Below are 19,779 nucleotides of genomic sequence, written 5' to 3'. Positions count from 1 at the left end.
ATCCGGGTCCAGAAAGTGGGCCTCCAGCGACGCGGCACCGGCCGGGTCAAGGGTTGCGGCTTCATCCACCATGGCCCGCGCGTGCTGCCACGAAATGGTGCCCGCTTGCAGAGCGGACAGCGTCAGCGGCAAAACAGTCATCAGCAGCTGGGACTGGTTCAGCAACGCCCTCGCAGCCCTGTCGCCGATGGCCAGGACGCATGCGATCTCCGCGGTCACCGCCATCTCCTGCGCCTGCACCGGCGCACCTGGCGAAGCGATAGCTTGGGCGGTGTCCGCATATTCCACTGCGGCCCGGGCCTTCAGGGCAGCCATCCGCGCCTCAACTCCCGCGGCGCCGGAGAGGATGTCCAGACACGTATCGCCCAGGCCACGCAAAAGATCAGCCTCCGATGACACTTCAGAACCGGACCCGCCAGCCCCGTTCAGTGCGGAATTCAGCACGGCAATGGCAGCAATGATGTCCGCATATGCCTTCGCCACCGCCGCGTTTCCCATGTTTCCATCATCTAGTGAGGGTCTGACATTTAAGCGAGAATGGATTTCGGGGCGTGTGGCCAAAACGAGAGTCGGTTCTTGGCGATCGATGCAACCGCCCCGGATCATTTCTCCGCCGGGAAACTATCGTCCCCGCTGTCCCCCGGCCCGCCTCGTCGGACTGAGACACCGCATCGTGCCGGGATGGCGCCACGAACGACGGCGCGAGGCCCCGCAGTCGCGCGGCACGTGGAAGTATTCAGGTATGACTATCGATAATGATGATGCCAACACTCCGGCGCCAACGGACTCACAGGGCACAGACGCCGCGGCCGAAGTCAGCCGTGGCTGGTTCCACATCGGGGCCATCATTGTGGATGCCACGCTTCAGCGCCGCCAGAACTACAACGAAACCGTCAAGCCGCGCGTCGAAGCCCTCGTCGCGGAATGGCCGGATGCCGCCACAACCAGTGGATTCCGCCAGCACCTCGATACGGGGAAGCTCTCGGAAGTCATCGACTGGCCATCGCCTGGCCGCCTGGCCCAGATAGAGGACATTACGCAAGTATTCGAGCGTGAGGGCATCGAAACGGTAGCGGAGCTCCGCGGCACGCTCGAGGACCACATCCAGGGTGCGGCCCTCCGGGAAGCCCTTGCGCTAGTGCGGCACGTCAGTCCCAAAACGCTGGATTACATTGGCACATTGAGCGGGATCTCAACAGGTGCGGCCGCCGACCGGGCTGCCGGCGTGGAGGACCTGACCTAAGCGCAGATCGCTTTTAGTCGGCAAGTCAGCAAATGCGTTCAGGGCTGTCTGGCCGAAGCCGGAGGACAACCCATAAACCGCAGCGCCGGCAAATGTAGACGGGTTCGATGCCGAGCACATGCAGCTGCTTGCGACTCATCACCCTGCCGCAGCAGGAGCATCTGCAGGTCCCTTCAGAGTCCATTGTTTTTGAGCGCTTCGGTTATTTGGCTGATCGTCGGAAGACCCGCCAGCCCGCTTGGAGTCGCGTATATCCGGCAGGCCAGATCGTCTGCAGTCGCACCGGTCGGAACAATGTCGGACCCATTGAGGGTGATCGTGGGGGAACCCGCGAATCCCGTGCCCGCCGTATCCGGCGCGGACTCCAGGAGTCGTATGGTCACTGGAATATCGCTGTGTCCCAAGGCGGTCAGGGCTGATTCCAGTCGCTCCTGCGCCTTAGCAAGGTTGGGGCACTCGTCGATGTGGAGCAGTTCGATCCTCATAGAATCATTCTCCACCCCCCAGCATCAGCCTCCGGGACTCACCGGCGGTGTGTGATGTGGACAAGCGGACGACGGCGGGACCTCCCGCCGTCGTCCGCCCGGTGGTTGAGCTTGTCGAAACCTGCCGCTCGACTACGCCGCGGCGGAAGCAGGAACCTTCAGGGGCTCCACCTTGCCCAGGACGAACAGGTAGTTCGCGGCTCCGGCCAGCGACACCAATCCGATGACCGCGAGCGGCGCCACGTAGGATCCCGTCTGGTCCACCAGGACACCGATCAGGACCGGCGTGAAGATGCCTGCCAGGTTGGAGGCGAAGTTCTGGAGCCCGCCGATGGATCCGACGTGGCGGGAGCTCGGGGCAACGTCCGCGGGGAGCGACCAGATGCCGGTGGCGGCGACGGTGAGGCTGGAGTATGCCACCGACAGGAGGGCAAGTGCCATCCATGCCTCGGGGACCACGGCGGCGAACATGATGACCGAACCGCCGATCAGACCGCCAGCGATGGCGGTCTTCCGGACCCGTGTGACCGAGACCCCGCGCTGGACGGCCCGGTCGGCAACGTAGCCGGCCAGCCAGCCGAAGGCCACCGCGCAGATGCCCGGGATGGCACCGAAGAGGCCGAGCTTGAGCAGGTCGAAGCCGCGTTCCTTCACGAGGTAGCTCGGGAAGAAGGTGATGAAGAAGTAGATGGCGCTGTTCAGGCAGAAGAAGCCAAACATCATGCTGAGGATGGTGTGGTATTTGAACAGTGAGCGCCAGGGGAGCTTCGCTGCGTCGACGTCGTCGTTCGCTGCGCTCCGGGCACCGCCTCCCCGGATGTAGGCCCGCTCCTCGTCATTGGCCGTCGGGTGGTCCTCGGGGCTCCGGTACATCTTCCACCACACAACAGCCCAGATCAGGCCGGCAATCCCAATGATGATGAAGACCGCGTGCCAGGACGTGAAGGCGACGATCAACGTGACGATCGGCAGCGCGATGACCGCACCTACACGGGAGCCTGAATCCCAGATGCTGGTGGCAAAGGCCCGTTCGCGGACCGGGAACCAGGTGGCCACCACCTTGGCGGCGGTGCTGGGGGCCGGACTTTCACCGACACCGAGCAGGAACCGCGCGGCGAACAGCGACCAGAAATTCTGCGCAAAGGCGGTGACCATGGTGAACACGGACCACCAAACCGCTGCCAGGGTGAAGGACTTCCGCGGCCCAACCTTGTCGACGTACCACCCGGCGGCCAGCTGGCAGAAGTCATACGCCCAGAAGAAGGCGGCAAAAATGAGGCCCTGCTGGGTTGCCGAGAGCTCAAAATCCTTACCCATAAACGGCAGGGCAACGCTGAGGCTGGAGCGGTCAAGGTAATTAATGCTGAGCCCGACGAACGCGAGCCAGATGATCACCCAGCGCTTGCGGGTCATGGTGCGCGGAGCCTTGGAGGAAAGATCGGGGGAAGTATTGGGGGCGAGCCTGCTGCCTAGGACAGTCATACCGTCTCCTTTGACGTAAACGTGGCTTTCGAGTGCCTGGACACCGGGGAGGGCGCCGAGGATTCCGGCGCATTATCATGTAGGAATCTGAATAATCATATAGTTAATGTGATCCAGAGCAACTTCTGGACGAAAACGCCCCACCCCGCCTGCTCCCACCCGTGGAATATGATTCCCACAGCGACTCCACCAACCAGCACAAAGAGGTAACCGCGTGCCCACACGTCAATCATCCGATGCATCCAAAGGCAAGGCAGCCGTCAGTGACGTCTACGCCGCCATGCGGGCCTCCATCCTCAAGGGCGAAATTGCGCCCGGCGCACGGATCAATATTGATGCGGTCTCCCGCAGCCTGGGCGTCTCACAGACACCGGTCCGCGAAGTTCTGCAACGGCTGGAGGGTGACAACCTGGTGGTCTACAGTCCCGGCCGAGGATACAGCACCACACCCCTGCTGGACCTGCCCGCGCTGCGATCGCTCTTTGAGTTCCGGCTGCTGGTGGAGCCGTGGGCCGCGCGCTCCGCGGCCGTGGACCGCCTCGCCAACCCAGCCGCGGCCCTGGAGAAGGAACTGTCTACCATCCGCAACTCCATGAAGACCACCAGTGGTGACGCCCGGCAGGACCTCGTGGCCCATGACACCCGATTCCATGACACCATCCTGCTGGCAGCGGGGAACCCGGTAGTCCAGCACGCCTTCGCCCAGACCCATTGCCACCTGCACACCTTCCGCCTCTACCCGGCAGACATCGACGGCGCCATCACCATCGCCGAGCACGCCACCGTACGGGAGGCCATCGCGGCCTGCCTGCCCGACCGCGCCGAGGAGGCCATGGCCCAGCACATCCGGAATTCCTTCGCCCGGTTCGCCAAGGCCTTCGAAGGCAAGGCGGACCTCTCGCCACTGGAGAGCGACGGACCACCAAGACGGCATATCGTCACCTGAAATCGAAGCCCCGGCCTGCTGGCCGGGGCTTCTTTTTTCTCCGGCACTTGATCTGCGTCACGGTTCCTATATGATTATGAGAATTCATATAGGAATCGTGCCCACGAAGTGAATTGACCAGAGAGAGAAGAAACCCATGACCTCCATCATTTCCATCCACACCCAAGACGTGCGGTTCCCCACGTCCCTGGAGCTCGACGGTTCCGACGCGGTCAATGTTGACCCGGACTACTCCGCCGCGTACGTCGTCATCCGCACCGACGCGGGCGACGAAGGCCACGGCTTTGTTTTCACCTGCGGCCGCGGCAACGAAATCCTCACGCACGCCATTGACGCCTACGCCGGCCTGCTCCTCGGCCGGGACATCGATGAACTGATCTACGACCTCGGTGGCGCGTCGAAGCGGCTCATCCACGATTCCCAGCTGCGCTGGCTCGGCCCCGAGAAGGGTGTCACGCAGATGGCTGCCGGCGCCCTCGTCAGCGCACTCTGGGACATCCGCGCACGGCGCGAGAACAAGCCCCTGTGGCTCCTGCTCAGCGAGATGCCCGCCGAAGAAATAGTCGACGTCGTCGATTTCACCCACATCCGCGACGCGCTCAGCCCCCAGCAGGCACTGGACATCCTGCGGGCCGGCGAAGACGGCAAGGCCGCCCGGATCGCCGCCCTGAAGGTGGACGGCTACCCCGCCTACACCACATCGCCGGGCTGGCTGGGCTACAGCGACGAGAAGCTCGTACGCCTGAGCAAGGAAGCCGCCGCGGACGGCTTCTCCATGATCAAGCTGAAGGTGGGCGGCGACATCAATGACGACCGCCGCCGCATGGCGCTGGCCCGAAAGGCCGTGGGCGACCTCCCGATCGCCATCGACGCCAACCAGCGGTGGGAAGTCTCCGAGGCCATCGAGTGGGTCAACCAGCTCTCCGAGTTCAACCCGTACTGGATCGAAGAACCCACCAGCACGGACGACATCCTGGGTCACGCGGAGATCCGGAAGGGCGTTGCCCCCGTCCGCGTCGCCACCGGCGAGGCCGTCGCCAGCCGCATCGTGTTCAAGCAGCTGCTCCAGGCCGGTTCCATCGACGTCCTCCAGCTGGATTCCACCCGTGTGGGCGGCGTCAACGAGAACATCGCCAACCTCCTGCTCGCTGCCCGCTTCAACGTACCGGTCTGCCCGCACGCCGGCGGCGTGGGGCTGTGCGAACTCGTCCAGCACTTCTCCTTCTTCGACTACGCGGCCATCACCGGAAGCCAGGACGGCCGGATGATCGAGTACGTTGACCACCTGCACGAGCACTTCGCCGAGCCGGTCCGCATCGTCAACGGCCGCTACGCCGCCCCGGAACTCCCGGGCACCGGCGCCGAAATGCACAGCGCGTCGCGGTCCCGCTGGGAGTTCCCCGCCGGGGCAGGATGGCTCGAAGTGGGCGACCGCGCCGCAGTGACCGGCGCCTCCGTGACGGGAGCCGGTGCACTGCGATGACAACCACAGTCGATGACCTCACCCTGAGTGTCGACGCCGCCCACGCCGCCTTCGAAAAGGGCCGCACCGCAGACCCCGGCACCCGCGCAGCCTGGCTGGAGGCGATAGCGGCCGCGCTGGAGAACGACGCCGATGCGCTGGTGGAAATCGCCGCTCAGGAAACCCACCTGGGCGATCCACGGCTCCGGGGCGAGCTGAAACGCACGGTCTTCCAGCTCAGGCTCTTCGCCACGGAAGTCCGCGACGGCGAGCACTTCGACGCCACCATCGATCACGTGGACGCGGACTGGGGCATGGGCCCGCGGCCGGATCTGCGCCGGCTCAACGTGCCCATCGGCGTGGTGGGCGTCTTCGGAGCCTCCAACTTCCCCTTCGCCTTCAGCGTGATGGGCGGCGACAGCGCCTCGGCACTGGCCGCCGGGTGCGCCGTGGTGCACAAGGCACACGACGGGCACCGGAACCTCGCGCTCCGCACCGCCGAGACCGTCATCGCCGCGCTGGATGCCGCCGGAGCCCCTTCCGGGCTGTTCTCGCTCGTCACCGGCCGGCCTGCCGCGGAGGCTCTGGTGGACCATCCTGCCGTGAAGGCCATCGGGTTCACGGGTTCGACGGCGGGCGGCCGGGCACTGTTCAACCGTGCCGCCGCCCGGCCCGAACCGATTCCCTTCTTCGGCGAACTGGGCGGCATCAACGCCGTGTTCGTCACCGAGAACGCCTGGGCGGTGCGGCGCGACGAAATCCTCAGCGGATACGCCGCTTCATTCACCATGGGAATGGGCCAGTTCTGCACCAAGCCGGGGCTGCTGTTTGTTCCGGCTGGAGAGGCCGACGGCGTCCGGCAGGTTCTGAGCGCCGCGCTGGCGGACTTTGCCGCAGCACGGCTGCTGAGCCCGCGGTTGCACGAGGGCTACCGGCAGTCCGTGCAGGATCTGCGCGGCACTACCGGCGTGGAGGTTCTAGTGGAAGGAGACTTCGACGAGGCACCGGCGCCAACCGTGCTCCACACGACTTCCGCGGCTGTCCGCAGTGATCCGTCAATTCTGCGGCAGGAAATGTTCGGGCCCGCCAGCCTGGTGGTGGAGTACGGCGACGAATCGGAACTCCTGGAACTCACCGGACTGCTGGAGGGACAGCTGACCACCACGCTCCAGGCGGAGCCGGAGGATGACGTGTCAGAACTGGCCGCACGGCTGACGGACATCAGCGGCCGGGTCCTCTGGAACGGCTGGCCCACGGGGGTCACGGTCAGCTACGCCCAGCACCACGGTGGACCGTACCCCGCCACAACATCGGCCACCACCTCGGTAGGAACGGCCGCGATCCGGCGCTTCCTCCGGCCTGTGGCCTACCAGTCGTTCCCGGAAGGTCGCCTGCCCGAACCTCTGCAGGACGCCAATCCCTGGCGGGTTCCGCAGCGAGTGGATGGGGTGTGGCAGCGGCCCGTCCGGCAGGGACAGACTGCAGTCCAGACTGCAGGAATCGAGGTCCGGCCATGAGCGCCGCATTGGACCTCGGCGGGGCCTCGGTACTCCCGGACGACGCGGCACGGGCACTCCTGATCGGCCGCGTCTGGGATGTTGAAACCGGCGGACCACGCGTGGTCGCCGTCCAGGAGCAGGACGTCTTCGACCTCCAGCATCTGGCCGAAACCGTCTCCGAGCTCCTGGAACGGCCGGATCTCGTGGCCGCCGTCCGCGCGGCGATGACACTGCCCCGGTGGAAGACCAGCGAGATCATTCACGCGTCGCTGACGCAGGACGCGGCTCGCCCTCATTTCCTGGCTCCCGTGGATCTCCAGGTCATCAAGGCCTGCGGCGTGACGTTTGTGGACAGCATGATCGAACGGGTCATCGAGGAGCGTTGCGGTGGAGACGCCAGCCGCGCGGCCGAGATGCGGGAACTGGTGGGCCGTGCCCTCGGCGGCAGCATCAGCTCAATCCGGCCCGGCTCCCCCGCGGCTGCCGAAGCCAAGAAGGTGCTCATCGCCGAAGGGCTCTGGTCGCAGTACCTGGAGGTGGGGATCGGGCCTGATCCCGAGGTCTTCACGAAGGCCCCGGTGCTCTCCTCGGTGGGGCTGGGTGCCGGGATCGGGATCCCTGCGTTCTCCTCGTGGAACAACCCGGAACCGGAACTGGTGCTTATAGTCACCTCGGCCGGCACAGTTGTGGGCGCAACCCTGGGCAACGACGTGAACCTGAGAGACGTGGAGGGCCGAAGTGCCCTGCTGCTGGGGAAGGCGAAGGACAACAACGCGTCCAGCGCCCTAGGTCCTTTGATCCGGTTGTTCGACGACGGTTTCACCCTGGAGACGCTGCGCCAGGAGGAAATCCTGCTGCGGATCGAAGGCGAGGACGGCTACTCGCTGGAGGGACGCAATTCCGTGTCCCGGATCAGCCGTCCGTTCGAAGAGCTCGTCGCCGCGACGGTTGGGAAGCACCACCAGTACCCCGACGGCTTTGCACTGTTCACCGGCACTCTCTTCGCGCCGACGCAGGACAGGGGCCATCCGGGACAGGGGTTCACGCACCACATGGGCGACACCGTGACCATCCGCAGCCGCCACCTCGGCGCCCTCGTGAACGTCGTTGGGCCGGCGGAACAGTTGCCGGAATGGTCGTTTGGCCTGCGGCAGCTGTTCGGCTATCTTCAGGCCCAACGCGAAGTCCGTGCATCAAGCAGTAAGGAATATGCCTCATGAGGTTCGCCCAGATTGGCGCCCCGGGCGCCGAACAGCCCGTCCTGGTCCACGGGGACCGGCACTACTCGCTCCAGAGCATCACACCGGCCATCAACGGTGACTTTCTGTCCAACGGTGGCCCCGCGGCTGCCGCCGCCGCACTGGCCGCAGGCACACTGCCGGACGTCACCTCCGACGTCGTACGCTACGGCGCCCCCGTGGTGCGCCCGTCCGCCGTCGTCTGCGTTGGCCTGAATTACGCTGCCCACGCAGCGGAATCAGGCGCCCAGCCGCCTGAGCATCCGGTCATCTTCCTCAAGACGCCCAATACCGTCGGCGGGCCGGACGATGCAGTGGCCATCCCCCGGGGCTCAACCAAGACCGACTGGGAGGTGGAGCTCGGGATCATCATCGGCAAACGTGCCTCCTATCTGGACTCCCCCGAAGCCGCCCGGGACCACATCGGCGGGTTTGTGGTGGTGGATGATCTCTCCGAGCGTGACTTCCAGCTGAACGTTTCCGGCGGCCAGTGGTCCAAGGGCAAAAGCTCACCCGGGTTCTGCCCCACGGGTCCCTACCTAGTCACCCCGGACTGGGTCGACGCCGGCAATCTGCGGCTGCGCAGCTGGGTCAACGGCGAGATCCGCCAGGACTCATCCACGGCGGACATGATCTTCGACGTGGAGACCATCGTCTGGAACCTGAGCCAGTACATGGTGCTCGAGCCCGGCGATCTCATCTGTACCGGCACCCCCGAAGGAGTCGCGCTGTCCGGGCGGTTCCCGTATCTGAAGGCCGGCGACGTTGTGGAAATTGAGATTGACGGGCTGGGGCGGCAGCGCCATGAATTCATCGCATGAACGGAGACCCGGCAATGGAGTTTGAAGGCATCCGTGCCATCGTCACCGGCGGGGCTTCCGGCATCGGAGCGGCCATAACGGCGCATCTGACCCGGCGCGGAGCGAGGGTGGCGGTGCTGGACCTGAATCCTGAGGCGGCGTCCGGAGCGGCGCTGTCGATCCGATGCGACGTGGCCGATGACGCTTCGGTGCGTGCCGCCGTCGAACGCGTTGCCCGGGAATTCGGGGGGATCGACGTTGTGGTCAACAACGCAGGGATAGGGGCCCAGGGAACCGTTGCGGACAATGACGACGCCGAGTGGCAGCGCGTTCTGGACGTCAACGTGATCGGCGCCGTGCGGGTGAGCCGTGCCGCCTTGCCCCATCTCCGGCAGTCCCCCGCCGCCGCGATCGTCAACACGTCCTCCATCGCCGCCACGGCCGGGCTGCCCGCCCGCGCACTCTACGCGGCCACCAAGGGCGCCATCCGGGCGCTGACGCTCAGCATGGCGGCCGATCACGTCCGCGAAGGCATCCGGGTCAACTGTGTCAATCCGGGCACGGCTGACACGCCCTGGATCAACCGGCTGCTGAGCCAGGCGGATGACCCGGTAGCGGAACGCGCGGCGCTGGAGGCCCGGCAGCCGCACGGCCGGCTGGTGACGCCGGAAGAGGTTGCAGCGGCGGTGGCGTATCTGGCCAGTCCGCTGGCCGGTTCGACGACGGGCACTGAACTGGCGGTCGACGGCGGCATGCAGGCCGTGCGCCTGCGTCCCGTCGAGTAGCGTCCCGCCGCGTAACGCCCCGGCGGGGTAACTCCCCGTCGGAGTAGGAAGCTGCGAGGCGCCGTCGTGTCCTGATTTATAGGGGCACCGCGGCGCCTCTGGCGTGTCCGGGAGGGAGGCGCGGTCCCCTTCCGGCGAGCGCACACAAGCGGTTTTCAGGAGGGGCTTGACCTGCGTCACATACACTATATGATAGTGCGTATTCCTATATGATCTTCGACGGCGAACGACCGGGATCCCCGGACTCCGTCACCCCCGCATCCGATCCGCATCAATAATCCCCAGGAGAGCACCATGTTCAAAGCAACACCGAAGTTGCTTCTTGTTCCGGCTATCGCGTTGGCCCTCACGCTGGGAGGCTGCTCCTCCGGCGGCGCCTCGGCCGGCGCTGCGAGCGCAACAGGAGCCGTGGCTGACAGCCACCTCACCCAGATCCTCAAGACGAAGACGATCAAAATCGCCGTCAGTGCCGACTCTCCGGGATACGGCGTGATGACGTCATCAGGTGAGCACGAGGGTTTCGACATTGACGTCGCGAACGCGCTCGGCGCCTCGCTGGGCGCAAAGATTGAGTTCGTCACGGCCACGAACGAAAGCCGCATCCCGCTGCTGCAGACCGACAAGGCGGACGCCGTCATTGCAACCTTCACGGCATCGGATGCGCGGGCCCAGGTGGTGGATATGTCCGAGCCGTACGCCGCCAGCTCCACCGTCTTTATGGTGCCCGCGGGAAGCCCGATCGCCAGCTACGCGGATCTGGACGGGAAATCCGTGGCCACGTCGCGCGGAAGTGTGGGCGAGCAAATCCTCAAGGCCACCTTCCCGAACGCCAAGATCGCCGGCTTCAACACCACGGCCGATTCCATCCAGGCCCTCAAGAGCGGCAAGGTGGACGCGCTGATTGAAAACAACGCGATCATCGGCGGGCTCGTGAAGAGTGAACCGTCCGCATTCCAGGTGCTCAAGGGCGACCCGATCAAGCCGGCGCTGTTCTCCATCGGCGTCAAGCAGGGCGACCAGACGTGGGTTAACTACATCAACAACTTCATCCGGAACTACACCATCTCCGGACAGAACGAGGCCTCCCTGCAGAAGTGGTTCGGGCTGGAACTTCCGCCCTTCCTCGCCCACTAACAGTATTCGGACGCACTCTCCGGTGTGGGTGAAGGACAGGCATTCATTCACCCACACCGCCGTTCACGGATAGGACCCTTTGCTCATGGCTTTATATTTCGGAGACCTTCTCCCGTTCAGCTCGCTATTGCTTGAGGGGCTCTGGACAGCTCTTTACATCACGCTCGTGGCCATGGTGGCAGGAAGCGCACTCGGCGTCTTCCTGTACCTGGGGAAGGTCGGGCCCGGAAAAGCAGTCAGCATCTTCTGCTCGTGCTACATCGAGGCCATCCGCAACACGCCTCTGCTGGTGCAGCTGTACCTGATCTACTTTGCCCTTCCCGCGCTGGGCATCAACCTCGAACCCATCTGGGCCGCCGTTATTGGCCTGACCCTCAACAACGCGGCATACACGGCGGAAATTTACCGGGCCGGCTTCGAGTCGGTGCCACACGGCCTGCGTGAGGCCGGCAAGGCCCTGGGTATGAAGAACGCCCAGATCGTGCGCTACATCGTCCTGCTGCCAGCCACCCGGAATGTTTTCCCTGCACTGACCAACCAGCTGATTCTGCTGTTCCTGGCTTCGTCGATTGGATCCATCATCTCGCTTCCTGAACTGACCAACGCGATCATGAGCGTCAGCAACACCACGTACCGGACCATCGAGGTGCTCGCAGTGGGCGGGCTGCTCTACCTTGGCGTATCCGCCCTGCTGTCCCTGGCCTCGAAACGGGCCGAAACGACGCTGTTCCGGTGGGCGGTGGGCGCACGTGTTTAGGGCCTTTGATTGGCAGGACCTCATTCCGCTGGCCAAGGGGGCCTGGCTGACCATTCAGCTCTGCGCCATGTCCGGCATTCTCGGCATCATCTTCGGACTGATCCTCGGCATTGCCAGGACCTCCCCCAGCAGGATCGCCCGGTGGATCAGCACCATCTATATCAGCTGCGTCCGCGGCATCCCGATTCTGGTCATCATCTTTTTCATCTTCTTCGGAATCCCGCTGCTGTTTCCCGGCCTGGAACTGGACAAGTTCGCCTCGGCCGTCATTGCGCTGACCTGCTTCGCAGCCGCCTATGTGGCAGAAATCGTGCGGGGCAGCATCGAAGCCGTGCCGAGGGGACAAAGTGAAGCGGCAGATGCCCTCGGGCTCAACTACTGGGCGAAGCTCCGGTATGTGGTCATGCCGCAGGCCAGGAAGATCATGGTTCCCCCCGGCGTCGGCTTCATCATTGGCCTGGTGAAGGATTCCTCCCTGGTGACGGTGACCGGGCTGGTCGAACTGACCCACGCGGGCAACATCGTCACCAACCTCACCGGCGACCCCATCATGACGTTCCTGACGGTCGCCGCCATGTACTTCGTCATTTGCTACAGCATCTCCCTGCTGGGGCGCCTGTACGAGAAACGGACCGGCATCCAGGTGGACCCCCTCAAACTTCCCGAGCCCGCGAGCGTTTAGATCGGAATATGACTGTGATTTTTGTTGAGAATTTGAATAAGAAATTCGGCCCGAACCATGTCCTCAAAGGCGTTGACTGCCACATCCGTGAGCGTGAGGTGGTGTGCGTCATCGGCCCCTCAGGTTCGGGCAAGAGCACGTTCCTGAGGTGCATGAACGGCCTGGAATCGATCACGTCCGGCAGCATCGTGATCAACAAGCACCGGTTGGACGATTCGAAAACGAACATCAACCTGGTCCGGCAGGAAGCGGGAATGGTCTTCCAGCATTTCAACCTGTTCCCGCACCTGAAGGTCATCGACAACGTTATGCTGGCCCCGCTCAAGGTTGCCAAGGTCAACAAGGACGAAGCCCGCGCCAAAGCCGAAATGCTGCTGGCAAAGGTGGGACTGGCCGAAAAGATGGAGGCCTTCCCCGGGAGCCTGTCCGGCGGTCAGATGCAGCGTGTGGCCATAGCCCGCGCGCTGGCCATGGATCCAAGAATCATGCTCTTCGACGAGCCAACTTCAGCCCTCGACCCGGAAATTGTCGGCGAGGTGCTCACCGTCATGAAGGACCTGGCCAATGAGGGTATGACCATGGTGGTAGTTACCCACGAAATGGGCTTCGCCCGGGAAGTGGCCGACCGGGTGCTTTTTATGGACCAGGGACTGATCGTCGAGGAAGGCTCCCCCGATGAGATCTTCTCCTCGCCGCGGAACGCCAGGACTCAAGGGTTCCTCAGCAAGGTTCTGTAACGGAGACAGGCAGTGAGCGGACGACGGCGGGAGGTTCCCGCCGTCGTCCGCTCACTGCCGCGGTTCGCGGGGCCATGCCGTCGCCCTTAGCGTGTCGCAGCCGGACCGGTCGCCAGTTCGCGCCGTTCCTGACACACTGAGCCAATGAATGAGGCCCTCCCACCGTCCCGCAGGCCTGGCATCCGAGCTGCGATGTTCGTTGATTTCGACAACGTCTTCACCGGCCTGCAGGCACTGGATCCGCTGGCAGCGAAGCGCTTTGCCGAAGACCCGAAGCACTGGGCGGATGCGTTGTCAGCAGGTGGTTCCGGCGAGGACGCCCGCCGGTTCCTGATCCGCAACTGCTACCTGAACCCGGTGGTGTACTCGAAGTACCGGACGTATTGGACCCGCGCCGGATTCCGCGTGATCGACTGCCCGTCGCTGACGCAGCGGGGCAAGAGCAGCACGGACATCAATCTGGTGCTCGACGCCATGGACGCGCTGTCCGGCAACGTTGGCATCGAAGAGTTCTTCATTGCCTCGGCCGATGCCGACTTCACGTCCCTGATCCAGCGGTTCCGGGCCGCTGACCGCATGACCACGGTTATCGCAGCCGGTGCCGTTGCTTTCGCGTACCGGGAGATGGCGGACCATGTGGTGGAATCCCACGACTTCGTCGCCATCCTCAACGGCTCAACGGTGGAGCCGGTTCATGCGGTGGCGTCCGGGAAGCACCAGACTGTCCCCGCCGCAGCGAAGGCGAAGGCCAAGTCCGCCTCGCCCGCCATCCGTGAGGTCCTCGAGTTCGTCCGCGCCGCTCCCGGACCGGTTAACGGCGCGATGGTGGCCCACCGGGCACTCACTGCAGAGCCTTCCCTGAAGACGGACTGGGGAGGCTGGGGAAAGTTTGGGACGTGGGTGTCCCAGATCGGCCAGGGCGTCGAATATTCTCCGGCACAAGGTGGCTGGGTCTGGGACGCGAAGCGGTTCTCGAGCGAGGATCTTCCTGCGCCCGCGGACCTGCAGCCGGGCATCGAGGAACAGGTCACCAGGGTGACGGACGTGCCGGCACTTTCCGCAGCCCAGTTCCGCCAGATGTTCCATGCCATGGAAGCCAGGCTTCGTGAGCATCCACTCAACCGCACCGAACTGTCCCGGCAGGTGAGGGACGACTGCGTCAACGCGGACCAGCCCGTCTCCCGCAACGCCGTGAGCTTTGTTCTTCAAGGTCTGGCCTACGTCAATTTCCCGCTCACCGACGAGGCGACCGCGGAAGGTCTGGCAGCAGCCTGGACCGCGAACGTGGAAGAGCTCTGCCGCGTGGCGCTCCTGGAGTTCGACGCCGCCGAGAAGCTGGCCGTGCGGCGCTGGGCAAGCGGCGGACTGCTGGACGCCTGAGAACAGAAGACGGACGACGGCGGGACCTCCCGCCGTCGTCCGCCAGCCTCATGGGCGCTGATCAGATGGTGGCGCGTTGGGACGCCACCAGCGTCCCGTCCACAATGGCTTCGAGCTCTTGCAGGCGGGGAAGCGCACGCGTCGTCAGCAGTCGCTCGCGGACTTCTGCCGAGACAGCAAGGCTGTCCTTCCAGAGCGAGCGTCCCGCCATGGCGCCGCCGGCACCGTTTGCGACAGCGATCTCTACCTGCCTGATGAACGTCTCGTGGTCCACGCCTGCAGACAGTACGGCCCACGGCACGCCTGCGGCCGCCTCGGTGACCGAGGCACTGGCCTCACCGGATCCGGGGTACTGCAGCTTAAGCACCTTGGCGCCGCATTCGACGGAGAGCCGGGCAGCACCGGCGACGAGTCCGGGGAACGCAGCAGCGTAGGCTTCCTCGCTTTCGTCTTCGAGGCGATAGACCAGGATCTCGACGATGAGGAGGAGTCCTTCGTCGGTGCATGCCGTGACGAGTTCGCGGATTTCATCCGCGACGCGCGAGCTGGCGTCCTGAAGATCGGGGCGCATGTACCAGAGCATCTTCGCCACGTTGCCGCCGAGTTCGCGCACCCTGCGGGGCGTCATTCCCGAGACGAACTTTGTGTACTGAAGGCCGTCGACCGTGTCGAAGCCCGAAGCGTCAAGACCGACAACCAACGCGGTGTCGCGAGAGAGAACGCCCTCATCCGCCACACGGGGCAGGGCAATCTCAGGATCGAGCAGGATGGCCGGTGCGGCGTTTCCCAGGTAGCGGACCAGATCCACCTTCGCGTCGGAGAGCTGCTCGGCTGTAATGGAGTTCGGCCCGCCGGGTGCGTCGTTCATTACGGCCTTCATGCCGTTGCGCTGGTCGGCTGCAACGATGAGCATCTTGCCGCCAGGGGTCGAGATCGCTGCCATGCCGCGGCGCTCGAGAGTCGTAAGAGTGTTCACTGGTTTCTCCTAATTAGATGGTCTTGGTCTTGTGAGGATCTGGGGTCCGGCGGCCGGATGCACCGGAAACTGCCGTCGTGAGGGCGCGACAAATCGCGCCTCGTAGGGGGTGCGCCTTGGGAGGCATGGCCCCTCGGTGGAGGAATGGCGGGGTGACCGCTAGCGGCGGCTCAGTGCACGGCCTCGCGCACAGCGAAGTCCGAGAGGAAGTGCTCAAGCTGTTGACGCGGCGTAAGCAGGCCATCAATACGGATATGCCCGACGCCGGGGGCCTGCGTAACCTCTGGAGAAAGGAAACGCTCCGGGTTCTTGACCTTGTCGAGGTCGCGGGCCGCTCCGCGGAGCCGCATGCGTCTCACGACCTCGCCCGGCGGGGTGTCCATCCAGGCGAGGTGCACCCGCGGTTCAGGGATCGCGAGGCGTTCAATAAGCCGTGCCCACGCAGCCGGGAACGTGCGTTCGGACGTGAACGGGGCAACAACAACCACGCTGTTGCCCAGTGCGAGATTCTCCCGGGTGGTGTCGAAGAGGCAGGTGTAGCGAATATCGTTCACGCTCGCACGCGCTGCGGGTTGTGCTGTAGGGACATCGACCAGGAATTCGCCGCCCATGTGCTCAAACAAGGGATTCGTGACGGTGTCCAGGTCAAGGATGGTCCAGTGGAGCTCGCGGGCCAGGTCATGAGCAAACGTCGTCTTGCCACTCGCCGGCACTCCGCAGACGATAATCGCCTCGGATGCGCGTTCTTCGGTCAGGTTCATTGTCATCCATTTCACATTGAGGTCGGGTCGCGGCGCCCCGCGCCGGGAACGGCGGTCAGCGGCTGGTGTAGCCGCCGTCGATCGGGAGGGAAGCACCGGTGATCATGGCGGCGGCGTCACTGAGCAGGAAGACAATGGGGCCGGCCACGTCGTCGACGGTGGCCCATCGTCCGAGTGGCATTTGCTCAAGGAAGGGGCCGCCGACGTCGGGTCGCCCCCAGTAGAAGTTGGACATGTCGGTCATGACCACTGTCGGGTTGACGCTGTTGACGCGGATGTTGTGCTTGCCAAGTTCCAGGGCCGACACCCGGGTGATGTTGTCCAGGGCGGCTTTGGAGGAGCCGTAGGAGATGTGGCCATGAAGTGCGACCATGCTGGCCTGGCTGGAGACGTTGACGATTGCACCGCCATTGCCCTGGCGGATCATGGAGGGCACCGCATGTTTGATGACCAGGAGGGCCCCACGGGCGTTGATGCTGATGACCTTGTCGAAGACGTCGATGTCGGTGTCCTGCGGTGTGGCGATTTCGCCGCCGAAGCCGCCGCAGTTCACGACGCCCCACAGGTCCAGGCCCTCGAGGGCGTCTCTGATGCTTTCCTCGGAGGTCAGGTCGAATGCCAAGGGCTGGGCGCCAGTTTCATCGCAGAGCGGCGCCAAGGACTCGAGCGTGCGGGCGCTGGCGGTGACCTTCGCCCCCGCGGCGGTGAGTTGCCGGACGGTGGCGGCCCCGATGCCGCCGCTGGCTCCGGTGACCAGGATGGAGCGGCCGTTGAAGTCGGTTGTTGCAGATCGGGCTTCGACTGCCGTGCTGGCTGTGGGTGAGTCGGTCATGAAGTACTCCTTGTAGGCATCAAGAGTTCGGTCAGGTCCTGAACGGCGGTTCGCGCCCCGGAGCGTTCCAGGGCTTTGCGGGCCTGCCGGTACGCGGCGGCGAAGCGGGCGTTCCGGCCCAGGTCGCCAAATATTTCGGTCAGGTTGAGGAAGGCACCCGGCTCTATCTGGTCCGCACGGGCAGCCGCGCGGAGTTCGTCCAGGCGCCGGTCGGTGATGGCTACCGGTTCGCCATCTTCGTCCGTGCTTTCCAGGAACCGCGCCCAGGCGGCGATCACGAGTACAGCCCGGTCTATTGGGCCTCCGAGTTCAAGCTGTTCACGCACCACCGGAAGCACGAATTTGGGGATCCGTTCGGATGCGTCGACCATTTGGCGGGCGAGGGTGTCACGAATGGCGGGGTTGGCGAAGCGGTGGATGAGTTCGTTCCGGTACGCTTGCAGATCGATTCCGGGCACGGGTCGCAGGGTGGGTGTCGCCTCGCGTTCCATAAATCCGCTGATGAACTCGGCGAACAGCGGATCGGCGCAGACCTCATGGACGAACCGATATCCGGCGAGGTAGCCGAGATAGCTCATGACCTGGTGGCTCGCGTTGAGCAGCCGAAGTTTCATGAGTTCATAGGGCTCGACGTCGTCCACGATCTGCACACCGACGTCTTCCAAAGGCGGACGCCCGGCGGTGAACTTGTCCTCGAGAACCCATTGTTCAAATGGCTCGGCAACGACCGGCCATGCGTCTGAGAATCCGTAAGCTTCGGTCACCGCGGCCCGGTCATGGTCGGTGGTGACGGGGGTGATGCGATCGACCATGGAGTTGGGAAAGGCTACGGTGTCGGCGATCCAGCCGGCCAGTTCGGGATCCTTGAGTCGGGCGAAGGACACGAGCGCTTTGCCGGCGACGTTGCCATTCCCCTGAATGTTGTCGCACGACATGACGGTGAACGGGGCCGTGCCCTGGTCACGGCGGTGCGCCAAGGCTGAGGTGATCAGGCCAAACGCGGAGCGTGGAACGGCGTTCTGCGTCAGGTCGTGGAGAATGTCCGGCGTACGGGGATCGAATTCACCCGTGCCGTCGCTGATGCTGTAGCCGCCCTCGGTAATGGACAGGGAGACTATGCGCGTTGCAGGATCTGAGAGTTTGCGGATCACCGCTGCCGGGTCGTCGGGGGCATACAAGTACTCGGTGATAGAACCGATGATTCTGGCGTCTTCGGTGCCATCCGCTCCCTTCAACACCAGCGTGTACAGGCCATCCTGGTCTTCGAGGACATCGCGCATGCGGGCATCCGAGGCGAGCACTCCGACGCCGCAGATTCCCCAGTCCTGGGAGCCGCCCAGGTTCAGGAGGCGGTCGATGAACATTGCCTGGTGCGATCGGTGGAATCCGCCGACGCCGAAGTGAACAATCCCGGTCCGCACCGCGCGGCGCTGATACGAGGGGATGGGTAGCAGGCCTGCCGTTTCTGGAAGGGCCGCTTCATTCAGGGACGTCATGTCGTTCTTCTCTTTGGTCGGGAGAGGTGGGATGGTGCCGTTGCCAGCTTGCGAGTGGGCGGACAACGGCACCGGAACGCTCGCTGTTAGCAGGAGGACTTGTAGACATACTTCGCGCCGTCACCGCTGATGTTGTCCGCGGTGATCTGCTTGAACCCGGTCTGGATCTCCTTCTCTGTGGGCTCGCCCTTGATGGCCTTGAGGGCCTGCTCCACACCCTGGGTGCCGATTGATGCCGGTTCCTGTGCGATCAGGGCCTGGACGATGCCCTCCTTGAGCTGCTTGACCTGTGCCGGCCCGGCATCGAAGCCGACGATCTTCACCTGATTCTGTTTGCCGGCCTGGCGGATGCCTGTGGCTGTTCCCTCTGCCGCGAAGGTGTTGGCCGCGAAGACTCCGACAATGTCCGGGTCCTTGGCCAACGCAGCGGAAACGAGTCTGGCGGCTTCAGCCGGATCGTTGTGGCTGTACTGCACGCCCAGGTACTGGAAGGTTGAGTCGGCTTTGGCGCCCTCTTCGAAGCCCGCAACACGGGCATCGGCTGTTGAGACTCCGGGGTCGGTGGAAATTACGAGGACTTTGCCCCCGTTGGGGCTAAGGTTTTTGATTGCCTTGAAGGCCTCAAGGCCACCGCCCTTGTTGTCCGAGGCGATCGCAGACGCGGCGAATGAGGGGTCCTGCACCGTGGTGTCAACCAGGATGACCTTGATGCCCGCGGCCGCAGCAGCCTTCAAGGGTGCCTGCATTGCGGCCACGTCCGTTGGCGCGATCAGGATGGCATCCGGCTGGGATGCCACAACAGAATCGACAATGGGCTTTTGAAGGGTCGGGTCGAACTTGGCCGGCCCCTGCGTGTTGATCGTTGCGCCGGCTGCCTTGGCAGCGGCGTCGATGCCGCATTGCATGCTGACGTAGAACTCGTCACCGGCCACACCTTGGATGAAGGTGAGCTTGGGCTGGTCTCCGGCTGAGCTCCCGGCCGAGGCGCTTCCGCCGGCACAGGCCGTGAGGGACGTTGCGGCGAGGAGAGCAGCCGCGAGCAGGGTGGCTTTAGGGGTCAACTTCATTGTGTAGCTCCTAGTTC

The 19,779-nt window shown here is 64.4% G+C and carries 19 protein-coding genes and 1 pseudogene; 12 read left to right on the top strand and 8 right to left on the bottom strand.

Features of this window, described 5'->3' with window-relative positions; translation table 11 throughout:
• Positions 1-498 (bottom strand): annotated as a pseudogene (locus ACX80X_RS13355) (HNH endonuclease signature motif containing protein); the annotation flags it as partial.
• Positions 499-742: 244 nt separating this feature from the next.
• On the opposite strand from ACX80X_RS13355, the gene ACX80X_RS13350 reads away from it, so the two are divergent.
• A complete protein-coding gene (locus ACX80X_RS13350) occupies positions 743-1,243 on the top strand; it encodes a hypothetical protein (protein ID WP_252614681.1) in 501 nt (166 codons plus the stop codon).
• A 173-nt stretch (positions 1,244-1,416) separates the two neighbouring features.
• On the opposite strand, the gene ACX80X_RS13345 is transcribed toward ACX80X_RS13350, so the two are convergent.
• Positions 1,417-1,728, bottom strand: a complete 312-nt coding sequence (locus tag ACX80X_RS13345) for a thioredoxin family protein (protein WP_252600480.1) — start codon at positions 1,726-1,728, stop codon at positions 1,417-1,419.
• A 132-nt stretch (positions 1,729-1,860) separates the two neighbouring features.
• On the bottom strand, positions 1,861-3,210 hold the full coding sequence (locus ACX80X_RS13340; RefSeq protein ID WP_459312289.1) for an MFS transporter: 1,350 nt from the start codon (positions 3,208-3,210) through the stop codon (positions 1,861-1,863).
• Between the two features lie 214 nt (positions 3,211-3,424).
• Here ACX80X_RS13340 and ACX80X_RS13335 point away from each other — a divergent pair, with 214 nt between their 5' ends.
• The 11 genes from ACX80X_RS13335 to ACX80X_RS13285 all read left to right on the top strand — a co-directional run bounded on the left by ACX80X_RS13335 (position 3,425) and on the right by ACX80X_RS13285 (position 14,630).
• Positions 3,425-4,156 carry a GntR family transcriptional regulator gene (locus ACX80X_RS13335; RefSeq protein ID WP_459312287.1) on the top strand — a complete coding sequence of 244 codons (732 nt, stop codon included), beginning with the start codon at positions 3,425-3,427 and terminating at the stop codon, positions 4,154-4,156.
• A gap of 136 nt (positions 4,157-4,292) precedes the next feature.
• Positions 4,293-5,639 carry an enolase C-terminal domain-like protein gene (locus ACX80X_RS13330; protein ID WP_459312285.1) on the top strand — a complete coding sequence of 449 codons (1,347 nt, stop codon included), beginning with the start codon at positions 4,293-4,295 and terminating at the stop codon, positions 5,637-5,639.
• Positions 5,636-7,135, top strand: a complete 1,500-nt coding sequence (locus ACX80X_RS13325) for an aldehyde dehydrogenase (NADP(+)) (RefSeq protein ID WP_459312283.1) — start codon at positions 5,636-5,638, stop codon at positions 7,133-7,135. Before ACX80X_RS13330 ends, ACX80X_RS13325 begins: the two co-directional genes overlap by 4 nt.
• The gene (locus ACX80X_RS13320) at positions 7,132-8,337 is read left to right on the top strand and encodes a fumarylacetoacetate hydrolase family protein (protein ID WP_459312281.1); all 1,206 of its coding nucleotides are present in this window, start codon (positions 7,132-7,134) and stop codon (positions 8,335-8,337) included. Before ACX80X_RS13325 ends, ACX80X_RS13320 begins: the two co-directional genes overlap by 4 nt.
• Entirely contained in the window at positions 8,334-9,176 is an 843-nt protein-coding gene (locus tag ACX80X_RS13315) for a fumarylacetoacetate hydrolase family protein (protein ID WP_459312279.1), read from the top strand. The genes ACX80X_RS13320 and ACX80X_RS13315 overlap by 4 nt, the downstream gene beginning before the upstream one ends.
• A gap of 14 nt (positions 9,177-9,190) precedes the next feature.
• A complete protein-coding gene (locus ACX80X_RS13310) occupies positions 9,191-9,940 on the top strand; it encodes an SDR family NAD(P)-dependent oxidoreductase (RefSeq protein ID WP_252600526.1) in 750 nt (249 codons plus the stop codon).
• Positions 9,941-10,234: 294 nt separating this feature from the next.
• On the top strand, positions 10,235-11,074 hold the full coding sequence (locus ACX80X_RS13305; RefSeq protein ID WP_459312277.1) for a transporter substrate-binding domain-containing protein: 840 nt from the start codon (positions 10,235-10,237) through the stop codon (positions 11,072-11,074).
• Between the two features lie 85 nt (positions 11,075-11,159).
• A complete protein-coding gene (locus tag ACX80X_RS13300; protein ID WP_252600468.1) occupies positions 11,160-11,831 on the top strand; it encodes an amino acid ABC transporter permease in 672 nt (223 codons plus the stop codon).
• Positions 11,824-12,513 (top strand): amino acid ABC transporter permease, encoded by a 690-nt coding sequence (locus ACX80X_RS13295; protein ID WP_058931152.1) that lies wholly within the window; start codon positions 11,824-11,826, stop codon positions 12,511-12,513. The genes ACX80X_RS13300 and ACX80X_RS13295 overlap by 8 nt, the downstream gene beginning before the upstream one ends.
• Positions 12,514-12,521: 8 nt before the next feature.
• The gene (locus ACX80X_RS13290) at positions 12,522-13,250 is read left to right on the top strand and encodes an amino acid ABC transporter ATP-binding protein (RefSeq protein ID WP_459312275.1); all 729 of its coding nucleotides are present in this window, start codon (positions 12,522-12,524) and stop codon (positions 13,248-13,250) included.
• Between the two features lie 144 nt (positions 13,251-13,394).
• Positions 13,395-14,630, top strand: a complete 1,236-nt coding sequence (locus ACX80X_RS13285) for an NYN domain-containing protein (protein WP_252600466.1) — start codon at positions 13,395-13,397, stop codon at positions 14,628-14,630.
• A 61-nt stretch (positions 14,631-14,691) separates the two neighbouring features.
• Here the strand turns inward: ACX80X_RS13285 and ACX80X_RS13280 are convergent, their stop codons facing one another.
• The 5 genes from ACX80X_RS13280 to ACX80X_RS13260 all read right to left on the bottom strand — a co-directional run bounded on the left by ACX80X_RS13280 (position 14,692) and on the right by ACX80X_RS13260 (position 19,762).
• Positions 14,692-15,606: a hypothetical protein gene (locus ACX80X_RS13280; RefSeq protein ID WP_252600465.1), complete on the bottom strand. Its 915-nt coding sequence runs from the start codon at positions 15,604-15,606 to the stop codon at positions 14,692-14,694.
• A 170-nt stretch (positions 15,607-15,776) separates the two neighbouring features.
• A complete protein-coding gene (locus ACX80X_RS13275; RefSeq protein ID WP_252600464.1) occupies positions 15,777-16,367 on the bottom strand; it encodes an AAA family ATPase in 591 nt (196 codons plus the stop codon).
• Positions 16,368-16,422: 55 nt separating this feature from the next.
• Positions 16,423-17,199, bottom strand: a complete 777-nt coding sequence (locus tag ACX80X_RS13270) for an SDR family oxidoreductase (RefSeq protein ID WP_252575942.1) — start codon at positions 17,197-17,199, stop codon at positions 16,423-16,425.
• On the bottom strand, positions 17,196-18,695 hold the full coding sequence (locus tag ACX80X_RS13265; RefSeq protein WP_459312272.1) for a mannitol dehydrogenase family protein: 1,500 nt from the start codon (positions 18,693-18,695) through the stop codon (positions 17,196-17,198). The genes ACX80X_RS13270 and ACX80X_RS13265 overlap by 4 nt, the downstream gene beginning before the upstream one ends.
• A gap of 86 nt (positions 18,696-18,781) precedes the next feature.
• Positions 18,782-19,762, bottom strand: coding sequence for an ABC transporter substrate-binding protein (locus ACX80X_RS13260; RefSeq protein ID WP_252575940.1), 981 nt, complete (start codon positions 19,760-19,762; stop codon positions 18,782-18,784).
• Positions 19,763-19,779: the final 17 nt, after the last annotated feature.

This window comes from Pseudarthrobacter sp. MDT3-1 (genome assembly GCF_054510755.1).
The sequence above is the reverse complement of the archived record's forward strand: the minus strand, read 5'-3'. Positions and strand labels throughout refer to the sequence as shown.

Bases quoted from the DNA above. Each gene is read 5' to 3' on its own strand.
- ACX80X_RS13350 (WP_252614681.1), top strand. From the start codon at position 743: ATGACTATCGATAATGATGATGCCAACACTCCGGCGCCAACGGACTCA.
- ACX80X_RS13345 (WP_252600480.1), bottom strand. From the start codon at position 1,728: ATGAGGATCGAACTGCTCCACATCGACGAGTGCCCCAACCTTGCTAAG.
- ACX80X_RS13340 (WP_459312289.1), bottom strand. From the start codon at position 3,210: ATGACTGTCCTAGGCAGCAGGCTCGCCCCCAATACTTCCCCCGATCTT.
- ACX80X_RS13330 (WP_459312285.1), top strand. From the start codon at position 4,293: ATGACCTCCATCATTTCCATCCACACCCAAGACGTGCGGTTCCCCACG.
- ACX80X_RS13325 (WP_459312283.1), top strand. From the start codon at position 5,636: ATGACAACCACAGTCGATGACCTCACCCTGAGTGTCGACGCCGCCCAC.
- ACX80X_RS13320 (WP_459312281.1), top strand. From the start codon at position 7,132: ATGAGCGCCGCATTGGACCTCGGCGGGGCCTCGGTACTCCCGGACGAC.
- ACX80X_RS13315 (WP_459312279.1), top strand. From the start codon at position 8,334: ATGAGGTTCGCCCAGATTGGCGCCCCGGGCGCCGAACAGCCCGTCCTG.
- ACX80X_RS13310 (WP_252600526.1), top strand. From the start codon at position 9,191: ATGGAGTTTGAAGGCATCCGTGCCATCGTCACCGGCGGGGCTTCCGGC.
- ACX80X_RS13305 (WP_459312277.1), top strand. From the start codon at position 10,235: ATGTTCAAAGCAACACCGAAGTTGCTTCTTGTTCCGGCTATCGCGTTG.
- ACX80X_RS13300 (WP_252600468.1), top strand. From the start codon at position 11,160: ATGGCTTTATATTTCGGAGACCTTCTCCCGTTCAGCTCGCTATTGCTT.
- ACX80X_RS13290 (WP_459312275.1), top strand. From the start codon at position 12,522: ATGACTGTGATTTTTGTTGAGAATTTGAATAAGAAATTCGGCCCGAAC.
- ACX80X_RS13285 (WP_252600466.1), top strand. From the start codon at position 13,395: ATGAATGAGGCCCTCCCACCGTCCCGCAGGCCTGGCATCCGAGCTGCG.
- ACX80X_RS13275 (WP_252600464.1), bottom strand. From the start codon at position 16,367: ATGAACCTGACCGAAGAACGCGCATCCGAGGCGATTATCGTCTGCGGA.
- ACX80X_RS13270 (WP_252575942.1), bottom strand. From the start codon at position 17,199: ATGACCGACTCACCCACAGCCAGCACGGCAGTCGAAGCCCGATCTGCA.
- ACX80X_RS13265 (WP_459312272.1), bottom strand. From the start codon at position 18,695: ATGACGTCCCTGAATGAAGCGGCCCTTCCAGAAACGGCAGGCCTGCTA.
- ACX80X_RS13260 (WP_252575940.1), bottom strand. From the start codon at position 19,762: ATGAAGTTGACCCCTAAAGCCACCCTGCTCGCGGCTGCTCTCCTCGCC.